This is a genomic window from Vibrio zhanjiangensis, assembly GCF_030161235.1.
Classification (GTDB): Bacteria; Pseudomonadota; Gammaproteobacteria; order Enterobacterales; family Vibrionaceae; genus Vibrio; species Vibrio zhanjiangensis.
Genome location: NZ_BSPW01000018.1, coordinates 65,977 through 88,238 on the forward strand (window position 1 = coordinate 65,977; position 22,262 = coordinate 88,238).

Annotated in this window: 11 protein-coding genes and 1 pseudogene; 8 read left to right on the plus strand and 4 right to left on the minus strand. The window is 42.7% G+C overall.

From position 1 onward, the window contains the following. The first annotated feature begins 84 nt into the window (after window positions 1–84). The 4 genes from QQK21_RS04020 (at window position 85) to QQK21_RS04035 (ending at window position 14,048) form a co-directional block, all read left to right on the plus strand. Window positions 85–10,593, plus strand: coding sequence for a non-ribosomal peptide synthetase (locus QQK21_RS04020; protein WP_284190916.1), 10,509 nt, complete (start codon window positions 85–87; stop codon window positions 10,591–10,593). A gap of 64 nt (window positions 10,594–10,657) precedes the next feature. Further along, on the plus strand, window positions 10,658–11,977 hold the full coding sequence (locus tag QQK21_RS04025) for an MFS transporter (RefSeq protein ID WP_284190917.1): 1,320 nt from the start codon (window positions 10,658–10,660) through the stop codon (window positions 11,975–11,977). A gap of 28 nt (window positions 11,978–12,005) precedes the next feature. Continuing rightward, window positions 12,006–13,247: a diaminobutyrate--2-oxoglutarate transaminase gene (ectB, locus tag QQK21_RS04030; protein ID WP_284190918.1), complete on the plus strand. Its 1,242-nt coding sequence runs from the start codon at window positions 12,006–12,008 to the stop codon at window positions 13,245–13,247. A gap of 87 nt (window positions 13,248–13,334) precedes the next feature. Next, window positions 13,335–14,048, plus strand: coding sequence for a 4'-phosphopantetheinyl transferase family protein (locus tag QQK21_RS04035; protein WP_284190919.1), 714 nt, complete (start codon window positions 13,335–13,337; stop codon window positions 14,046–14,048). Window positions 14,049–14,083: 35 nt separating this feature from the next. Here QQK21_RS04035 and QQK21_RS04040 read toward each other — a convergent pair whose 3' ends face one another. Both QQK21_RS04040 and QQK21_RS04045 read right to left on the minus strand, forming a co-directional pair. Further along, the gene (locus QQK21_RS04040; RefSeq protein ID WP_284190920.1) at window positions 14,084–15,424 is read right to left on the minus strand and encodes a magnesium transporter; all 1,341 of its coding nucleotides are present in this window, start codon (window positions 15,422–15,424) and stop codon (window positions 14,084–14,086) included. 146 nt (window positions 15,425–15,570) lie between these two features. Beyond that, window positions 15,571–17,121: a GGDEF domain-containing protein gene (locus QQK21_RS04045; RefSeq protein WP_284190921.1), complete on the minus strand. Its 1,551-nt coding sequence runs from the start codon at window positions 17,119–17,121 to the stop codon at window positions 15,571–15,573. A gap of 154 nt (window positions 17,122–17,275) precedes the next feature. Here QQK21_RS04045 and QQK21_RS04050 point away from each other — a divergent pair, with 154 nt between their 5' ends. From QQK21_RS04050 to QQK21_RS04065, 4 genes and pseudogenes are all read left to right on the plus strand, one after another. After that, a complete protein-coding gene (locus QQK21_RS04050) occupies window positions 17,276–17,686 on the plus strand; it encodes a GNAT family N-acetyltransferase (RefSeq protein WP_284190922.1) in 411 nt (136 codons plus the stop codon). A gap of 3 nt (window positions 17,687–17,689) precedes the next feature. After that, a complete protein-coding gene (locus tag QQK21_RS04055; protein ID WP_284190923.1) occupies window positions 17,690–18,082 on the plus strand; it encodes a RidA family protein in 393 nt (130 codons plus the stop codon). Between the two features lie 53 nt (window positions 18,083–18,135). Beyond that, complete coding sequence (locus tag QQK21_RS04060) at window positions 18,136–19,056, plus strand: hypothetical protein (RefSeq protein ID WP_284190924.1); 921 nt, start codon at window positions 18,136–18,138, stop codon at window positions 19,054–19,056. Window positions 19,057–19,368: 312 nt separating this feature from the next. Continuing rightward, window positions 19,369–20,472 (plus strand): annotated as a pseudogene (locus QQK21_RS04065) (HNH endonuclease signature motif containing protein); the annotation flags it as partial. Between the two features lie 47 nt (window positions 20,473–20,519). Here the strand turns inward: QQK21_RS04065 and QQK21_RS04070 are convergent. Then, window positions 20,520–21,272, minus strand: coding sequence for a substrate-binding periplasmic protein (locus tag QQK21_RS04070; protein WP_284190926.1), 753 nt, complete (start codon window positions 21,270–21,272; stop codon window positions 20,520–20,522). Between the two features lie 121 nt (window positions 21,273–21,393). Further along, entirely contained in the window at window positions 21,394–21,915 is a 522-nt protein-coding gene (locus tag QQK21_RS04075; RefSeq protein ID WP_284190927.1) for a GNAT family N-acetyltransferase, read from the minus strand. Between the last annotated feature and the right edge of the window lie 347 nt (window positions 21,916–22,262).

Here is a 22,262-nt window from a genome sequence, read left to right on the forward strand (position 1 = left end):
TGGTTTTAATCCCTCTGAAAGTATAAGAGAAAGCTCTGCAGGAGTAGGGCTTTCTTTACCCAAAACACAATGGAATGAAAGAGTATGACTACTCAAAATAATAATAAACTTGATAATCTATCTCCTGAAAAACGTGCCTTGGTAGAAAAGCTGCTTGCCAAGAAAAAACAACAAAAGTTGGCTCAGAGACAAGCCAGTAAAATTGCGATTCCAGATAAGATGCGGACCAAAGGGAGACTCTCTTTTTCTCAGCAGCGACTTTGGTTACTCGATCAGTTGGAAGGGGGGAGCGCTCATTATAATATTCCCTCTGCATTGCATATTCATGGAAAACTCGATCTTGAAGCGCTGAAGTCTGCCTTTTTGCAAATTATCGAACGACACCGTGTTTTGCGAACTCGGTATGTAAAAAAGGATGATGAGGCTCAGCAAGTTGTCATGTCTATGCCCGTCGAGTTTTGTTTTGAAGTGATCGATAGTAAGCAAAAACTTGCAGAGGTTATTCAGGAATGCGGTATAGAAGCGGCTATTTCGGCAGTAAGAGCAGAGCTTGAATTGCGAACGGAATACGTTTTTGATTTGGAGCGAGATACTGCGCTGCGTTGTCATTTATGGCAGTTGGATGAAGACAACTCAATACTTTTGATATTAGTGCACCATATTGCCGCAGATGGTTGGTCTATGGGAGTGCTCACTGAGGAGCTTAACCAACTTTATCGGCAGGCTGCTATGGGGGGGGGAGACACACTAAAACCCATTGACGTTCAATATCTCGATTATGCACAGTGGCAACATGAATATTTGACTGGGGAGGTTCTTGAACGCCAGCTTACCTATTGGCAACAACAACTTTCTGACATGCCCAGTATGCATAATTTACCACTTGATAGCGCAAGGCCTAGGCTACCGAGTTATCAGGGAGATACTGTAACCACTAATGTACCGATGAACTTAGCGTCATCTTTTAAAGCGTTATGCAATGATTATGATGCCACTCTGTTTATGGGTGTGTATGGCGTTTTAAGTGCCCTGCTTTCTCGTTATAGCGGTGAACAAGATATTGTCATTGGCACAACCGCTGCCAATCGAGATCAGACACAAGTCGAAAACCTGATTGGCTTTTTTGTGAACATGTTGGTACTTCGCCAGCAGCACGATGATAGCGCAAGCTTTATCGATCTTCTTACTCAGAGCAAGCGCATTGCATTGGATGCATTTAACCATCAACAAACCCCTTTTGAGAAGGTGGTTGAGAGAATCAATCCTACTCGAGATATCCGCTACCATCCTCTGTTTCAAATCATGTTGGCGGTACAAAATAATCAATCTAGTGATTTACAACTTGATGGACTGAGCTTTAGTGATGTAGAGATAAATTCGAATAACGCTAAGTTCGACTTATCACTCAATGTTGAAGAAAATGAATCAGGCCTTTGTTTGAGTTGGGAATACAGCACAGATCTCTTTCACCGTGCCAGCATTGAGAACTTGGCAAACAGCTTTACGCTCTTGCTTGAAGCCATGGCTGAAAACCCTGAGCGCAGCGCGTTCTCAGTGCCCTTGGTTGATTCAAAGACGCGAGAGACCGAGCTCTATGCGCACAACCAAACCAAGCAAGACTATCCAAGGGAGAAGTCGGTTGCAGACTTATTTGAAGCCCAAGCTTTACTGACACCCGATGCGCCTGCGGCCACCTTTAATGGAGAAACCTTAAGCTATCGAGAGTTGGATAAACGAGCCAATGCGTTAGCGCATGAGCTTCAATCTCGGGGTATTGGCAGAGATGATTTGGTGGGCGTTCACCTTCATCGCTCGATGTCGATGCTGGTGTCTTTGCTTGCGGTATTGAAATCGGGCGGTGCTTATGTACCTCTCGACCCGAATTACCCAAAAGAGCGGATACAAGGCATGCTGTCGCACAGTCAACCGAGTTTGGTGCTGTGTGATAAGGACTCTGAGCAAGTGATGACGTCCTATACGGAGGCGGTATTGGTGGTGGAGCATCACCAGTGGGCAAACGTAGAGAGCGAGCCGATTGCCCGTCGGGATGCGACTTCTCGTGACTTGGCGTATGTGATTTACACCTCAGGCTCGACGGGTGAGCCAAAAGGCATTGCGGTTGAGCATCAATCAGTGGTGAACTTCTTGTGGTCGATGGCGAAACAGCCCGGTTTGAGGGCAGAAGATACGTTACTCGCGGTGACGTCGATGTCGTTTGATATCCATGTGTTAGAGCTGTATTTGCCCTTGGTTATGGGCGGACATGTGGTGGTGGCATCGAGTGATGATGCACTGAATCCTTCCCAGTTAGCGGGTTTGCTGAGCGAGCAACAAGTGAGTGTGATGCAGGCGACGCCTTCGACATGGCAGATGTTGGTCAATGACAACTGGCAACCCGCTCAGCCTCTTCGCGCCATATGCGGTGGGGAAGCCATGCCAGAGAGTTTGAAATCATCATTACTCTCTCATGATGCCATTGAGCTTTGGAATGTGTATGGTCCAACCGAAACCACCGTTTGGTCATCGGTGAAACGGATTGAGAAAGCGTCGGCCATCACCTTGGGTCACCCGATTGGCAATACTCAGTTGTATGTGCTCAATGAGCAGCATCAGCTGGTGCCAACCGGTGTCGCGGGAGAGCTGTATATCGCGGGTGAAGGGTTAGCGCGAGGCTACTTGCATCGTGATGATTTAACCGATGCGGCGTTTGTGGCTAATCCCTTTGTATTCGGTGAAAGGATGTACAAAACGGGTGACCGAGTACGCCGGCTAGCAGAGGGTGAGCTGGAATATTTAGGCCGCACTGACCATCAAGTTAAGCTGCGCGGGTTTAGGGTAGAGCTGGGCGCCGTTGATGCGGCGGCGCAAAGCCATGAGAGCGTCAATCAAGTGGTGAGCGTGGTTTACCAAGGCAATGGGAGTGGTGAAAGTCAGCTGGTGACCTACGTCGTTCTGAACTCCGAGTGGGTTGAGCGAATCGATGAAGCGCGAAGCAGTTTGTATGAGCATCTAAAAGGGCAGTTGCCACACTATATGGTGCCATCGATTATTCAAGTATTAGAGGCGATGCCACTGACACCGAATGGCAAGATAAACCGTAAGGGGCTACCAGAGCCAACGTCGCTATGCATGGGCGTGAGTTACCAAGCGCCGCAGGGTGAGGTAGAAGCGCGTTTGTGTCAGCTTTGGTCAGAGGTGCTCAAGCTGGATGCATCGACCATCAGTCGTGAGGCGAATTTCTTTGAAGTCGGAGGGCAGTCTCTTAAAGCGATCCAACTATTGAACGGGATAAATAAGGTATTCAGTGTTGATATAACGATGAAGAACATTTTCATCTCTCCTGTACTAAACGATCTCGCTAAATATATTGAGAGCCAATCAGCCGCTGCTGTAACAACCAAATATCCATGCTTACCTGTTGATCGAAGCCAGCCTTTACCACTGACGGATATGCAGCAAAGACTTTGGATTATCGATCGGTTGGAGGATGACAGCAGTCACTATAATATGCCTTTGGTATTTCGATGTAATCAAGCTGTTGATATTAAAGCGCTTAATCGGGCGTTAACCGAGATGGTCAATCGCCATGAGATTTTGCGCACACGGTTTGCATTATCTCAGGGCGAGTCTGTGCAGAAAGTTGGACCGAATATCTCAACTTTCCCTCTAGGCATTGATGATCTTCGCGGTCACAGTACCGAGTATCAAGAACACGTCATATCGCAATTGTTTGCTCAAGAGGCGAAGACAGGCTTTGATTTAAGTGAAGATCTAATGATTCGATCCCGCATTGTCATTGAACATGACCAAGCCTATGTACTGCTGGTCACTTTGCATCATATTGCGGCTGATGGCTGGTCACTTGAAGTGTTGATCAATGAACTGAACATTATTTATGACGCTTTTTTACAAGGGAAAAGCCATGGTTTGGCTCCTTTGTCATTACAATATGGGGATTATGCGGTTTGGCAAAGAACGTGGCTCTCGGGTGACAATATTGAAAGGCTTCGTTTGTACTGGCAACAGGAGCTGCACTCACTGCCCATGGTACACCGACTACCCCTAGATTACCCTCGCCCTCCCCAGCAAAAATTTGATGGAGGACTACTTGTTGGTAAGCTTCCGCTTAAGGTTTTTGATAAGTTAACGCAGCTTTGCCACTCCCAAGGCGTTACGCCCTTTATGGCTATTCATGCGGCATTCTCGACCTTGATTGGCCGTTTAAGCGGTGAAAATGATATTGTCGTCGGCACACCAATTGCGAATCGTGAACATCTCGATGTTGCAAGTAACATCGGCTTTTTCGCTAATACATTGGTGCTTCGCAGTGATTTGAGTGCAAACCCAACCTATCTCGAACTGCTTTCTCAGTCGAAACAGAAAGCCTTGGATGCCTATGAGCATCAACAAATGCCGTTTGAACAACTGGTGGAGCTAATTAATCCAGAGCGTAGTCTGGCATATTCGCCGTTATTTCAGATCATGCTAACTTATGCAAGTGGTGATTCTCAACAAGATAGCCATCCGTATTTTGTACCGCTAGACCAAAGCCAAACTCATCACACGTCTAAGTTTGACCTGACCTTACATTTTGTTGAAGAGCAGGGCGGCGCTAGCCTTGGTTGGGAATATGCGACAGCGCTCTTGACCCATGACTCGGTTAAGCGAATAAACGAGATATTTGTTACTTTGGTCGCTAACTTGGTTCAATCACCAGATCAAAGCATTATGTCGCATGAAATTGTTCCTAATGACGATAAGGCACTATTAGAAGGAAAATTTAACGACACTGCCAAGCCTTACCCTGACTCAGAAACGATTCACTCTATGTTTGAGCAGCAAGCTGAACGAACTCCAAATCGCATCGCGTTGACGTTTGAAAGCAATTCGCTCACTTACCAAGAACTTAATCATAAAGCCAATGTACTTGCAGCGCGACTTCATTCTGCCAATGTTGGGCCGGATAAATTAGTTGGTTTATGCTGCTATCGCTCGCTAGAAATGGTTATCGCTTTATTAGCGATACTCAAATCTGGGGGAGCATACGTACCCTTAGATCCTGACTACCCAACCGAACGCCTTGACATGATGCTTGAAGATGCACAGCCCCAGGTGATACTGACCAGTGATGCAACAATAGGTAGAGTTTCAGCGGATCATTTACAAATAAATTTGGATACGTTCGATTTTTCTCATTCGGATAATCATTTTCCCAATCCAACAAGTTCGGGGCTGACTTCCAATAACCTCGCGTATGTGATTTATACTTCTGGATCGACGGGCAAGCCCAAAGGCGTGATGAATGAGCACAAAGCTTTGGTTAACCGAATTCTATGGATGCAGCAAGAATTTGCCCTTGATGAAACGGATAAGGTGTTACAAAAAACCCCGTTTAGTTTTGATGTTTCAGTGTGGGAGTTTTTCTGGCCTTTGATGGTTGGTGCCGAGCTTGTGGTTGCAAAGCCCGAAGGCCACAAAGATGTTGATTACTTATTGAATGTCATTGAGCAGAGCCAAATTACTACTCTGCATTTTGTTCCTCCAATGCTGGCAATGTTTATGTTCGATGGTAGATACCAAACGCAATCGGCGAATCTTCGTCGCATCTTTACGAGTGGTGAAGCGCTTCCATCAGAGTTGGCAAAAGAATGGACTAAAAATCATCACGCACAATTGCATAACCTTTATGGGCCAACGGAAGCTGCCATAGATGTGTCATGGCATGCTTGTCGGGCTGATGCAGATTATATTAGCGTACCGATTGGAAAACCTATCAATAATATTCAACTCTATGTACTAAATAACGAATTGCAAATAGCGCCGATTGGAGTCGCTGGAGAGCTCTATATCGCTGGAGATGGCGTAGCAAGAGGGTATCTAAATCGCCCTGAGTTGACCAAAGAGAGATTTATCGAGAATCCATTCTCATCTCAAAATGATGCGCGGCTATATAAGACAGGTGATTTGGCGAAATGGAATCGCCAAGGTGAACTTGAATATTTGGGTCGCCTTGATCACCAAGTTAAAATTCGAGGGTTTCGAATTGAATTGGGTGAAATTGATTCCCAGCTGCAGAGACATCAAAATGTGTCGGAGTCAATTACAGTCGATATCGAGGGAGCAAACAGCTGGGATAAACAGCTGGTGAGCTATGTGGTCCCAACAGAATCAAAATTTGAAGAGAAAAAACTCACCGAAAGCTTAACAAAATATCTATCATGTGTGCTCCCCGCCCATATGATACCCAGTCAAGTGATAGTGCTTGAGTCGTTACCACTGACGCCTAATGGAAAGGTAAATCGACAAGCTTTACCCCAGCCAAATTTTAGAGTTGAAACGATAGAATATTCAGCTCCTCTCTCAGAGACAGAGAGTCAGTTAGCCAGCATTTGGAGTCAAGTTTTACAGGTAAAAGAAGACAGTATTAGTCGTACTGCTAACTTTTTTGATATCGGTGGACAATCACTTCGTGCTATTCAAACTTTGGCTTTGGTCAGGAAAGAGTTTGACGTGTCATTTTCTGTCAAACAGCTTTTTATGACTCCAATTCTGAGTGATTTTGCCACATTAATATCACAGACTAATTCAGAGCAGGAAAAGGCTGCTATTTCTCCAAGTCAGCGCAGCGGATTATTACCCCTTACCCACATGCAGCATAGATTGTGGTTTATTGATCAAATGGAAGGGGCAAACGCATACTACAACATCTGCTACACGATAGAGGCAAAGGAAAAGCTTGAAAAAAATAGGCTAGAGAATGCGCTGCTTAACGTGGTTGATAGGCATGAAATCTTGCGTACTAGTTACCTTGATCACAGTGACCAGACTTGGCAAAAAGTAAATCCTTGTCCGAAAAGCATAGGATTAGGCTACTCAGATTTACGCCACCAAGATACTGAATCTGTGAAAACTAAGCTTAAGGCAATTGCGCAGCAAGAGGCAAATACGCCATTTGATCTTACTCGAGATACGTTGCTCAGAGGACATCTCGTCGAGATCTCTGAGCATAAAAGTGTTGTGATACTGACAATGCATCATATTGCATCAGATGGCTGGTCACTTGGGGTTTTACATTCTGAGATTGAACGTTGTTATGTTGCCACCGATACTAAGCTGCCACCTTTAGCAATTCAATATGGTGACTATGCGAACTGGCAGCAGCAGCCCGCGGCAAAAAGCCAAGAAAATAAGCATCTAGAATATTGGAGTGGCCAGCTTAAAGGGATTCCACTCACCCACTCATTACCGCTTGATCAGCCAAGACCAAAGTCCCAGTCATATCATGGGGAATTAGCTAAGTTTGAACTTGAGAGTGAACTTTCCTCATCATTTAGATCGCTGTGTAAGTCACAGGGAGTAACGACGTTCATGGGATTGCATGCCGCGTTAAGTGTTTTAATCAGCCGATTGAGTCATCAACAAGATATTGTGATTGCAACACCTGTTGCCAATCGGGAATTCTCTGAAACCTTACCTCTTATTGGCTTTTTTGCTAACACGTTACCGTTAAGAAGCCAGCTTATCGAAGGCACGACGTTTATCGATGTGATCCAGCAATCTAAGAGAGTGACGTTAGAAGCCTATGAGCATCAACAGGTACCTTTTGAACAAATTGTTGATACGTTGCAACCCGAACGTAGTCTGAGTCATCACCCTATATTTCAGATCATGCTTTCTGTTACCGACTATGAGCAAAAAGGACACGAAACAGATCTGTTTAGGAGCATTGATCTGACTGATGACGAGAGTGTTGTTGCAAAGTTTGATCTCACTTTACATGCCATCGAAAAAGAGGGAAACATTGCATTAGCATGGGAGTTTTGCCGAGACTTGTTTAACAAAAGCACCATAGAACAATTCAATCGTGCTTTTGATACCTTGCTAAGAGAAATGCTAGCGTCGCCAAGGTCAAACGTGTATGCACTACCTCTTATCAGTGAGTCTGAGCGCAGTGCTTTATTTGGTGAATACAATCAGACTCAGTTGGAGCTTCCAGACGTAGGCAGCTACTTGTCTTTGTTTGAGCAACAAGTCCGATTACATCCTAGCCAAATAGCAGCCCGTTTTGACGATCAATGCCTGTCTTACGAAGAATTGAATCAAGCGTCGGAGCGTCTCGCAAAGCATATCATTGCGGTGGGTGTTTTGCCTAAGCAATTGGTGGGTATCTATCTTGATCGCTGTTTGGATATGCTGATTTCTATGCTTGCAATCGGTAAAGCGGGCTGTGGCTATGTACCGCTCGACCCTCGTTATCCAAGCGATCGTATCGACTATATGTTGGACGACTCAAAACCAAGTTTGATTTTAACGGTTGAAAGTCTTTCTGAGCAGCTCAATACGCCAGTAACCAAGCTTTGCTTAGACAGCGTAAAGTATGAGATTGCGTCAACTCAAACGCTACCAAATGTCACTCGAACTGACCTAGCGTATGTTATCTATACATCCGGCTCTACGGGAAAACCGAAGGGAATCGCGATTGAACATGGGGCCTTGCTTAACTTCCTATCTTCTATGGCTGTTAATCCGGGACTTGAAAAGACCGATAATTTGCTTGCAGTCACTTCCATGTCGTTTGATATTCATACGCTTGAGCTGTTCTTACCCTTAACCCTTGGTGCTCAGGTTGTTATCGCAAGTACAGAAGCAACTATGGATGCAGAAATATTAGCCAACCTTATTGATTACGAACGTATTACCGCCATGCAAGCCACGCCAGCGACATGGCAACTGTTACTCAATAATGGCTGGCAACCTGACATCAAGTTAAAAATGTTATGCGGCGGAGAGGCGATGAACGCTGCGGTGAAAGCAGGGTTACTGGTTACGGATAAGCACCAGCTGTATGATATGTACGGCCCAACGGAAACCTGCGTGTGGTCAGGTGTTAGGCGCATACGCTTATCGGATGGTTTGGGCGTCATTGGTGGTCCGATTGGTAACACCCAATTTTATGTCCTAAATCATCATCTCCAGCCGGTTCCCATCGGTATTGGTGGAGAGCTCTATATAGGAGGTATGGGGCTTGCTAGAGAGTACCTTAATCGTCTAGACCTTACTGAAAAAGCTTTTATCCAACTGGATATTGATGGTGAAAATCGTCGCTTATATAAGACGGGTGATCAAGTTCGTTGGTTAGACAAGAATTCACTTTGTTACATGGGACGCTTGGATACCCAAGTGAAAATTCGTGGTTTCAGGGTTGAACTCGGAGAAATAGAGTCTCAATTGCTGAAAAGTTCTTGGGTGAGTGAAGCGGTTACCTGTGTCCACTCTGTCACTGGTACAGAGTCTGCTCTAGTGAGTTATGTTGTGATTGATGACTTGAATCCTTCCAATGTGAATACACCATGGGCGTTAATCAAACAAGCTATTTATCGAGGTCTTCGAGCTGACCTACCTCACTATATGGTGCCTTCAACCATTGTGGCGATCAAAGAAATGCCACTGACACCAAATGGTAAAGTTGACCGTAAATCTTTATTAAAAACAACGCTTGATATTGGCCAAGAAAGTTATGAGCAACCAATCGGCGAAATAGAGCTGCAATTGGCCGAAATTTGGCAGCAATTAGTCAAGCCTAATACGCCGATTAGCCGCAATGCTCAGTTCTTTGAAATAGGTGGTCAGTCACTGTTGATTGTGTCGATGGTTAATAAAGTTAAGGCTAAGTTTTCGATAAACTTTTCGGTAAAAGAGGTGTTTTCAATGCCTGTGTTGTCAGATCTGGCCGCATGTATTGCGGATAAAATCAATAAAGTTCAGTCCTGCGCTGGCGCACAGACCATAGTGTCTTTTAGTGAAGGTGCAGAGAACGATATCTATTGTTTCCCAGGGCTGGGCGGGATGTCGATGGCTTATGCGCCGCTGGCCAATGCTTTACGAGGAAAACTGAATGTTCATGCTTTTGATGCTCCGGGTATGTTTGGAAATAGCGAACCTATTGATTGTTTTAAAGAAATGGTGAGTCACTATGTGCAAGAGATCAGAGCCAATCACAGCCATGATTCGATAGTTCTGGTAGGGCATTCTTTTGGTGGAAGGGTTGCTTTTGAAGTGATGCGTATGCTGGAAGCCGAGAATTCCAGAGTGAGCCTTATTCTTCTTGATACTATTTTAACAAATCAGAACTTTGAGGAAATCACTGAGGTTCCTAGTGAAATTGAAATCAAAACCTCTTTCTTATTGGGCATTTCAAATTGGTTAGGCATAGAGCTTCCGAGTTCGCCTGAACCTAACACCTTTGAGTTTGATATTGCGTCAGAGGTCGTTGCAAAAGCATTGTCAGATCGCGGCTTTTGTCAACAAGGTGGATTCTCCATAGATGGCTTTTGGCAGGTGTATAGGCAACAGGAAATAATGAATCGTGCGTACAGTCCTTCAGGTCGTTGTACTGGAAGTTTGCATTTGCTTTGCTGTGAAGAGACTTCACCCCATATGCAAGAGATACTTGCGGTGAATAATCTTTACTCGGAACAGATGATTCAGAGCGCGCAGGTGGCTGGAGAGCACAATTCCATGCTGGATAAAAATAATGCAGTAGGTGTTGCGGACTATCTGTTGTCACTTATCGCTGCCAGCAATCAGAAGTAATGCTTTGATAGCGCCCCGCTCGTGACTAGAGCGGGGATAGCCTTGTCTAATATGGAATAAATCTATGTTTCAACCAACCAATACGGTTTTGGAAAGCTCTGATAACCGGTTTAGTAATCTGGCTTATTTTCTAATGCTTGCCGCTACGCTTGTCTCTCTTTTGGGAACGCTCATGACAGACTTTGCATTAGGACAATGGGTGTACAAGCAAACTAACTCCGCAACAGCATACGGCATAATAGGTTTTGCGGCCCTTGCACCACAGCTAGTGTTTACCCCTTTAGTCGGTGCTCTTCTCGATCGTTTCCCACGAGGTAGCATCATGATCGCTGGACACTTTGGTGCTGGTTTATGTTCACTGATTATGATGCTTTTATACACAAAGGAAATACTAAATTTGGAGTGGATACTTGTTTTTGTCAGTTTGGGTTCAGTTTTTAATAGCTTTATTAGTCAGAGCTTTATAGTTTTGGTTCCTGTACTGGTCAAAAGAGAAAACTTGATAAAGTATCAAGGTTTCTCACAGGGCGGTTTAGGTATTGTGGAATTATCAGTACCTGCTCTAGCTGCGTTTTTTCTTGTCACTATTGGTCTAAAAGGTATTTTTATTTTTGATGTGGTAAGTTTTATTAGTGCCATATTTCTTCTTTCGTTCATTGTGATAAGAATCAATCGAAATGATGGAAGAGAGAGTCAGAATAAAGCAGAGAAGGTGGGTGTATTTAGGCAGATAAAATTTGGTTTCCAATATTTGCTTAACCACAAGTATTTATTATCTCTGCTTATATTTATGGGTCTTGTTAACTTCAGTATTGGCATTGTTCATGTTTTACTCACACCCCTAGTGCTAAGTTTTGCCACAGTTGTAGAATTGGGCACAGTGTTAACTGCTGCGGGAGTAGGAACGTTACTAGGTTCAGTTGCTTTAATGTTTCTAAGTGAAATCAAAGACAAAAATGCTTTCCTATGTTGGATATTATTGTTTATCGGTATGACTTTGATCAGTTCTTCACTTGTCTTTATCAATCATAGCATTACGGTATGGTTATTAATGGGTATCGCGTTGATGATTACTTTATTATTCGTCATGGTTGAAAGTATTAATCAAGTGATATGGCAAACTTCAGTACCGAGTGAATTACAAGGACGAGTACTGAGTGTTCAAACATTAGTCACACAAATGTCTTTACCTTTGGCTTTTTTAATTGCTGGACCTCTTGCTGATTTTATCTTTGAACCCATGTTTCAAGATGGAGGTTTATTGGCAAATAATATAGGAGGCATTATTGGTACAGGCTCAGGAAGGGGGATTGCTTTTTTATATAGTGTATGTGGATTAATGATAATAATCAGTGTGATGGCTTTTTATAAAAAATCAAAATAATAAACTAATGTAGTTGAAAGGGAATGCTATGAAGATTTTCGAAAGTTTGGAATCGGAAGTGAGAAGCTATATTCGATCTTTTCCAGCAGTATTTGATATTGCTGATAATGCCTATATATGGGATGTGGAAGGCAATGAATATATCGACTTTTTCTCTGGTGCTGGCACATTAAATTATGGTCACAATCCGGATGTAATGTTAGATGCTATATCTGCGTACCTTCGTAAGAAAGGGATTTTACATAGTTTGGATAAAGCAACGCTTGCTAAAGAAAACTTTATCAGAAAGTTTAACGATATCATTTTAAAACCCAGAGGTTTGGAATATAAAATTCAGTTTACGGGGCCAACTGGAACAAATGCAGTAGAAGCTGCAATAAAACTGGCTCGCAGAGTCACTGGGAGAAGAAATGTCATTGCGTTTACGCGCGGTTACCATGGTTTGACCGCAGGTGCGCTTGCACTTACGGGCAATAACTATTATCACCAATCAACGAATGGTGGAAGAAGTGATGTCTACCATGCGCCCTATGACCAATATTTTGGGGCAGACGTGGACACTGCCTCATACTTAAAGCAACTTATAGAAGACAGCAGCAGTGGTGTTGCCTTGCCTGCGGCGATTATTTTGGAAACGGTGCAAGGTGAGGGAGGTATATACCCGGCTTCTAAGCAATGGTTAAACCAAATAGCGGATGTTTGTCGGCAGCATGATATTTTGCTCGTTATTGATGATATTCAAGTCGGAAACGGAAGAACGGGTAAGTTTTTTAGTTTTGAATTTGCAGGAATAACACCTGATATTATTTGTATGTCAAAGTCTATCGGTGGTGGGCTGCCATTGGCATTAAACTTGATTCGGCCGACATGGGACCAATGGTTACCCGGCGAGCATACTGGAACATTTCGTGGCAATAATTTGGCATTTATTGCCGCCACTGAATTACTTGAATATTGGAAAAGTACCGAATTTTCTATCGAAGTAGAGGGTAAAGGCCAAGTTATTGGAGGACGATTACATGAGTGGGTTAAAATGTTTCCTGCATTAAATATGTCTGCTCGAGGGCGTGGTATGGTGTGGGGGCTTGAAATTCCGGAAAATAATATCGCTAAGCTTATATCTAAACAGCTATTTGAGGAAAAGTTATTATTGGAGTGCTGTGGTGCCAATGACAGTGTGTTAAAGTTTTTGCCTCCTCTTACCATAGAAAGAGAAACTTTGGTCAGAGGCCTAGATAGAGTAGAGCAGGTGTTTAAACAGATGTACTAGCGTTTAAATTGCCTATAGATAGATGAATAAATAGAGCTTGGCTGTTAGTCTAAGCTCTCCTAAATCAATCATTAAAAAGTTAGTAATTTGAATATATCAAAATTTCTTTGTCCATCCGCCATTGGTCCGCTAAACGTTCCTGATACGATTGAAGTACAGCACAGTGGCTTGGATGTTAATGCATATCATCAGAGTTTGTTTGGTCATCATCAAGTCGATTTCCCGTTTAATTTGGCTAAAGCGGTTGATAAACGGTGTGCGGAATATCTTGCAGGTCGTATTGTTGCTCGCCAAGCAATAGAGCAAATTCATGGTACTAAGCCACAAATTGGTACACATAAAGACCGCTCTCCAATTTGGCCACAAGGTTTGGTTGGTTCAATTACACATTCAGATAGGGTGGTAGCAGCGGCGGTTGCGGAACAAAGAAGACATCGATTTCTCGGGATTGATTTTGAGCATTGGATGACAGTCAAGTTGGCTGATGAGCTCGCTGATCAGATCCTCGATCAACATGAAAAACAGTTACTTTGTGGCAGTCCGATGTCGTTTGAGCGGGGTATAACGTTGATTTTTTCTGCAAAAGAGAGCTTTTACAAAGCGGTGTATCCTCATGTTAAAACCTTTTTTGGCTTTGATGAAGCAAGAGTTGTTAGCGTTGATATCGCCAATGGCACTTTTAATATCGAGTTATTGACAAGTTTTGGCAATGAACTTAAGCAAGGCTGGGAAATTACAGGTTTTTTCAATATCTTACCTGAAGGTATTTTCACATATATTTATGACAACCCACGCCCCTAAAATGCAAATGTAACCTAATGTGGTTGCGCTTTGAGTTATAAGAGAAGCAGTGCGCCTAAACCTAGAAAAACGAAAAAACCGACGATATCGGTGACCGTTGTGAGTACCACAGAGCCGGCGACGGCAGGATCAATTTTAAGTTTCGTCAACGTAAATGGAATCAGTGTTCCAGACGCGGCTGCCGCTAAACTGTTGAGGCTTATCGCTATGAAAATGATGATAGATAGTAGGGCCGAATGAAAAACCATGTAAACAATGATTCCTATTGCAGCACCCATTATTACGCCGTTGAAAGCGGCAATTTTAAGCTCTTTTTTAACCAGTAGTCTTATGTTTCCTGTATGTAAATGGTTAAGTGCGATCCCACGAAGAGCAACAGCAAGTGTTTGACTGCCTGCGATGCCCCCCATGCTAGCGACGACTGGCATAAGAATGGCTAAGGCAACAACTTGCTCAACTGCTTTGTCAAATATCCCAATAATAGCCGAGGCAGCGAAAGCGGTGGCGAGATTGATGATGAGCCACAGAGCTCGCAGGCGGGCGGCGACATGGAGTGGAGTAAACAAATCCTCTTCACTTCTTACGTTTTCTTGAACTACGGCTTGGAGGCTTTGTTCTCGAAGGGCACTGATGATAGAGACCAAGGATAATACCCCTAATATTTTTCCCTCAGCCATAACAGGAAACCATTGGCTTGACCCGTCGATAGGCAGCTGAATACCTATGTCGTAAATGTTGTCGTTGTCATTAACTATTGGGGTCTGGGTCATCATTTCCCGTAGGCGAAGATTGTCTTCCGATAACATTAATACACTTGGGCTTACTATTCCGATAACTTGTTTTTGGTCACGGACAATGACCACTTGTATCTGGTTGTCGCCTTTTTCAGATAACTTTTTCTTTATAAGCCCAGCACTATTTTGTATGTTCGCAACAATAAAGCAAGGTTCGGTATAGCGGCCAACTTTGTTATCATCATACGATAGCACTTGTTGTAGGTGAGTCGCGGTATCGGCGCTTTGGGATAATAAAAACTCATCAACGAAGCTTTCTGATAAAAAGCCCACGTAATTTATAATGTCACTCTCTGTGACAAAAGACATTCTGTCATTGAGAACGCTTTCACTCAGTGATCGATGAAGGTGTTTGGCGGTATCATATTGTAATAGCCTCGCTATTGGCCAATAGCGTTCAGCGGGCAAAGCTTCAATAATGGAAATACGTTGGGATAAATTGACTGACTCGATAAGGTTTGCAATTTCGGTATCTTGCAAATTATTTAAATAAGTGAGGTCTTGACTGTTGGATAAAGCACTCAGTGCTTCCGTTACTAAGTTCTGTGGATCGCTTACTAAGGCTTGAACGGGATCAGTCATATTTATTGTACCAATTCTTCTTTTTGTCTGAGGGAGACTTATCTTATATTCAGAGTAGGCTAAGAAGTCTATATTTGGACAATGTCGGATTAATTTTAAGTGACGGCCTCTTCAATTCTTGACTAAGCTGAGAGCAGCTAGTGAGTCTATAAATTGACAGGCTTGCTTTTAACTTCACTTTGGTCCATGTCATTAATGTGAGTAGCCTGTCCTTTCCCTGCGTTTTTGGAGTGATATAGCGCTTGGTCTGCATGCCTAAATAGTGAGTCTGCATCGTAGGGGTTTTTGGGGGTATGAGTAGAGATTCCGATACTAAAATTCATTAAGCCATCACTGACAGGGGAACGCTGAAATGACTCAATGAGTCGATTGGCGTAATTTGTGACGTCCTTTTCTGACATACCAGGGGATACGATAACAAACTCGTCGCCACCCCAGCGACATACTGAATCATAGTTGCGTGTGTGCTCTTGCAGAAATCTGGCGACCTGACTTAATACTTGGTCTCCGGCATCATGACCTTTTTCATCGTTGACCTGTTTAAAGTTGTCTAAGTCAATTAATATCAATGAAACAGGTGACTTTTGCCGATCAGCGCGAGTGATTTCATTGAATACAATTTTATCGATACTTCGCCTGTTATATAAACTGGTTAAATAATCTAGTTCAGCGGTTTCTTTAAGTTCGTTATGTTCTCTCATGTCTCGTATAACACATATGGTGCGAGGTTTGTCATCGACGATGGTAGAAGAAATAGCAATTTGTACTTCAACATCAATCTGGCTTTTGGTTTTACCTTGAATGCGCTGTTTTCGGTCGGTCATAACCCGTGATTGTTGCTGACTTTGAAATTGATGTCTTAGCTGAATATGTTTGTCTTTTATGTTGGGGTCAATTAGGTCTTCGACCTTTAACCGCTTTAGCTCCTTATTTGTATATTCAAAAATCTCACTGACCATTTTGTTTGCACCTAATATATTACCCTCATTATCAATATATAAAATACCATCAGGTGATAAGTTAAATATTTCCCCCAATTCTTCTGCGTATACGTTGGTTTTTCGTACCACACGTAATATGAACCAAGTGCTAAAGAACACGATAGGAACGAGAAAAATATTAAAGATCCACATAGAAGCTGTCAGTTTGCTGACTTGGTCTTCGGTTACGTCTAATATTCGATTGACTTCGGGTAAAACTTTGTGATGTGTTCTCAAAATGGCGTTTAGAGCAGGAATATCATCTACCTTAACCAGTTTATCCAGTTCAGCCGTGGACAAACGGGTTCCTTTTTCTTTTGCCATCAATAGCTTTTCATAATATTCATCTGCCGTTGACTCCACAATCGAGATATCTTTCAAAAATGCCACATCGCTAACTAAAAAGTACAGTTTTTGTATATGTTGCTTCACATTCCGATAGCTTTGTTTTGCCTCTTGGAAGTACTGATCATCTCGGCGAATGACGTAGTTTTTGAAATGATGAATAAAGCCTAGGTACCCCATGTCGGTTTGTAACATGGCAAGCGTTTGACTAATTTGAATTTGGTTTACGTAGTTTTCGCTGAGTTGCTGCTTGAGCACAGATAAGGTATGTGTTTTAAATAAAACGTATCCCCCCAGCAATAAGTTGGCAATGATAACCGTGAGTACAATATATGTATACGATTTATGTAGGTCTTGGACATTGTTGTACATGTCAACCTCCAAATGGTATCTGTATATGAGAGTAGTTTAATATTTGTGGGTTGGTGAAAATTTTTCTCACCAAAAAGAAGAAAATGGTTGATATTGCCTGTTTATAATTACAGTATATTTCAATGTATTTTTTTGTATCGAAATATAAAACTGTATGACCCTGAATTATGTAGAAAATTTTCTATCACCGAGTGAATTTTGTCATTTGCGTGTGAAAGCAGGGCTTTCGGCTAAATCACTGCAGGCTGCCACGATTGCACTGCCAAATAGCTTGTATGCCATCGCTATTCATGATGATCAGACACTGGTTGCCATGGGCCGAGTTGTGGGGGATGGAGCCTGTAACTTTGAGGTAGTAGATGTTGCGGTGGACCCAGATTATCAAGGCCAAGGATTGGGGAAACAAGTGATGCAATACATTGATACTTATCTCGCATCGGTCGCTTTAGAAGGTTCCTATGTTTCGATGATAGCCGATGAGCCCAAGTTTTATGAAAAGCTGGGATACAAATTGGTTTCTCCAGCTAGCCAAGGAATGACAAAGAAATTTGAGCCAACTGAGTAATGTATGATTCAAAAATGTAGCTATGACTTTTTGCCGGTGATCGCAGGTCCTTACGTGCATGCGACAAAGCATAATCAAACTCTGTATATTTCCGGACTAACAGCATTTGGTACAGATGTTCAGTGCGGTGAACTGAGTAAGCAAACTGAGGAAGTGCTGTCTCAATTATTGAAAATACTCGATTATGAAGCGTGTTCGGTATCTGACTTGATCAAGGTGACGATATTTGTCACAGACATAACCCAGCTTTCGTCAATTCGTCAGCAGTTGTTTGATGTCTATCAAAATCACCTACCTGCTTGCTCTTTAGTTGAGGTATCGGCATTGATTCACTCTGACTTAAAAATAGAAATTGAGGCTATTGCAGCGCTCAATAGTAATGGTGGGCATCAATAAAAAACCTATGTTTTAACACTGATTTCACACTTAATATCACAGGATGTAAATTGATGGTAAAAAGGATCATTCTTGTGCATGGCCGTGCACAAAAACCATCCAAAGAGGACTTAGAACAGCTCTGGTATGAAGCAATAAATCACGGCCTCTTTAGAGATTTTGGTCAACAGGCTATTGAGCAGTTTCGATCAGTCAAAAAGGATTTTATTTACTACGGTGACCTATCCAATGAGTTTTTGCGCAAGCCGACTGAAAATGCGGCGCTGCGCTTCCTATCATTAGAGAACTTAAAAAACTACACCAAAGAGCAGTTTAATCAAGAGTCCTATCAAGCATTGACCCAAGCCGGCTTTCTCAAAGAAGCACTGGCAGACATCTTTTCGGCGCCGCTTGGCAAACTCGGTATTGCCACACCTTTGATTAAACTGGTTGCTCCCGACATGGCTCACTACTGGAATAGTGATTCCTACTATGGGAGTGATGTGAGAAGTCGGTTAACTCCAATTTTAAGACAGGCGCTGGATAGCGGAGATGACATTATGCTGGTGGGACATAGCTTAGGTTCTATGATCTGCTTCGATGATCTATGGAAGCTTTCGCACTATGGCGAATATCGACGAACGTATGGCTCTAGGAAAAAAGTCGATCTTTTTGTCACATTGGGCTCACCTTTGGCAGATGAAAATATTAAGAAACATCTTAAGGGGAGTCAAAATCAAGGGTTTAAGAAATACCCCACCAATATAAGAAGATGGTGCAATCTGGCGGCAGAGGATGACTTTATTTCACACGATACCCAGGTCAGTAATGATTACATTGAGATGTCTAGATTGGGCTTGCTTGAACAACCAATTGAAGACGTCCATATCTATAACCTTACGGTGAGTGAAGGGCGCTCAAATCCTCATGCCTCTATTGGGTATTTGATCCATCCAGAGTTTACTCGCTTAATTTTTCAGTGGCTAAATCACTAGTTTCGCAGGCCAAATCAATCGCTTTGTTGGCGAAGTGGCAGAGAATAAGCAATAAAATTGAGATGCATGTACAAATTTCTGGTTTTTAGGCGGTCGTATTACTGGTATCGATAAATTATCTATTTGTCATCCAGCGGTTATCACGTAGATTGTGTTGCAAATTTGTTAAGCCAAAAAGGATGCAAAGTGATTTTACCGATTAACAAGTACCTCTATATCTCATTTCTTGTCACTGCTAATGCCTTGGCGAATGTTGACACTTCCCCATCAAATGTTGGAGTGAGTGATGTTTCTTTTCAACAATTCAAGGGAGCTTGCCCACTGTACAATGTGACTCTTGAGCTCAGCACTGATGATTATGGCGCTGAGACAAGTTGGACGATAAAAAATAGCCAAAATCAGCAGCTGTATACTGGCTCAGGCTATGGTAACAATCAGATCGAACATAAGACGATGTGTTTAGAATCCGGTAATTATGTGCTTGAGATACGTGATTCTGAAGGCGATGGGATGTGTTGCGGTTATGGTGAAGGCTCCTATAGTCTCAGCCTTGATGGGCAGGTGTTAGCTTCGGGAGGCGTATTTCGTTATTCTATTGAGCATGGCTTTGTGTTAGGTGCTGGCAAAGACAAGGGGGAAGACTACTACCAATCGGCGCGGGGCAAGTCAGGTTTTGTTCTGAAAACGGCTTTACATAACATCATCAAACAGCATCAACCGCAGGGTTATTCGGCGGTATGGAATTTGGTCGGCTCAATAGACGTTGATCGCTATTACGAAAAGGATGGCAGCCTCCTCGATATCTACTCGGAAAACGCATCCGGTGTCGATTCGATAAACTATACCGCTAAGGTCGATCAATGTGGCCAATATCGTCGCGAGGGAGATTGCTACAACCGCGAGCACTCATTTCCTAAAAGCTGGTTTGGTGGAAAAATCGAGCCGATGAACTCAGATGGTCATCATCTATTTGCATCAGATGGTTATGTGAATGCAAAGCGAGGGAATTGGCCATTTGGTGAAGTTGGTGTCTCTGAATACCAATCATCAAACGGCTCTAAACTGGGTTACGCAGCAAACTATTTGAATTACTCCGGTATCGTATTTGAACCTGTGGACGAATTTAAAGGTGATTTAGCCCGAGTGTATTTCTATATGGCGACGCGATACGAAGATGAGATTGCAAGTTGGGAAGGCAATACCAGTAATTCTGATGCTGTGTTAAATGGCACTCGTGACTCTGTGTTTGAGCCTTGGGTTCTTGAAATGCTCAAGCGTTGGCATGCCGATGACCCGGTAGACCGAAAAGAGCGAGACCGAAATGAGGCGGTGTATCAATTTCAGAACAATCGCAACCCATTTGTCGATCACCCTGAGTTTGTTGCAATGATTTGGGGTGAATCAAAGACTAAATAGAGGCCCATATCCAGACAGGGCCTTTGGTCGAAAGGTGAGTATTGTCTTTATTGTTTATACTCACCTTTTATTGAAGCTTCACGATAAGCCTTAAGTTTGCCCTCAGATTTGAGCTTTGCTAACCCGCGATTAAATGCATCAACCAGCTCTTTTGAGCGTGGGGATTGTTTGGATATGATGACGAAGTAGTCTCGGGCCGACAGTGACTTCTCATTGGGCTCTATTTTGTCAGTCAGTTTAAGGCTAGTGATGGTCTCCATCCCAACGTCCATATCTTCTAACACAATGTCCAAACGTCCGGCACTTAATTTTTTGTAGTTATTTTCCGCGCTTGCAATACGTTGAATTTCTAATTGACCGGCCTTTTCCATGTCTTCGATACCATAAGCGTAACCTGTTACCCCACCAATTTTGTATTTTTTCAGATCATCTTTTGTGCTCCAGCTTACAGGGTTACTTTTTTGCTGGAATAGGCCAGTGCTAAGCGTAATCACAGGATCGGAGTAAATAAAAAATTGCTCCCTATCTGGGTTTTTGCTCCAAATAAGTGAGCCATCATAATTGCCTAGCTTGGCTTCTTCAAAGCCTCGTTTCCAAGGCATATACGTAAATTCGACTTGGTACCTTTCAGCTTCGAACGCTTCTTTGACTAGTTGAGTCATAAAGCCGCCGTTTTTTAGAGACTTGGATTGATAGGGTGCCCACTCTCCATTAGCCAGTTTAACAGTATTGGCTAGAGCGATATTTGCTGTAAGCAGAGGCAGCAATAGGCACAAAAAGTAACGTATCATACTATTCATTTTCTTACCTTAAAGTGGTCAATTCAGTAATAGAAAGGATAGTCTAGATACAAACTTAAGCACTTATTTCACTGTATTTTGCAGCAGTGAAAAGTACTGCAAGGATATGAATGCTCTAGCTTTAAGTTATGGTTAAAGAATACTCATCTATCTCTGAATTCTCGGTATTGATTGGATCAAAGCCAAGCTTAAGTAAAATGGCTTTGCTTTTGTCATTCCAGCCATGAACACCAGCCCAAATGTTTCCTTTGTAACCACTTTTGCTTACCTGTTTGAGTATTTCTCGGCACATGCTAGTGGCATGACCTTGTCCTCTACGATCTGGCATCACCCAATACGCTAGGGCAAAGTTGTCACTTCTTGGAAGTAGTGTGACTTGGCCGATAAGTGATAAATCATTCTCACTTAGGCATGTCCAGACGAAACATGCATTTGTTTGCCAATCGAGAGATCGTTCGAGACACCATTTCTTGGCTTCACCCAGCGTTTTAAGTTTTGAAAGTGGTAGGTCAGTATGGAATGCCCGCACACTGATTGCATCAAATAAGGATGCAGCATCAACAACGGACACTGGCCTAAAAATCATGCCAGAAGCGCTAAATAGACGCTGTCGATAAATAAGCTCTAGTACTTCATACATCATTTAGAAATAAACCTATCATTAGTGTTCTAATTATTGATTTTATTCTTTTTAGCAAAACAATACTCAGTAAGTTTACTTGGCAAACCGCCCACATTATTGCTGATAACTCTGTAAACATCAATGGTTAGTGATATCTTACAATGAAAAGCGCATTTTTTGACATGAGTTTGTTGTTAATCTGTAGATCATTTTAATGGTGCTAGGTAGCAGTTTTGTGAAAATTGATTTGAACTCTAATCAATTATGCGGCATTTTATTTTTACGTAAATCGTCAATGTAAAAGCGAATTAGCGGAGTATGGTATTGCGGTCCTAATCGATAAAAAGCCGCTTCGAAGAAGATGAGTT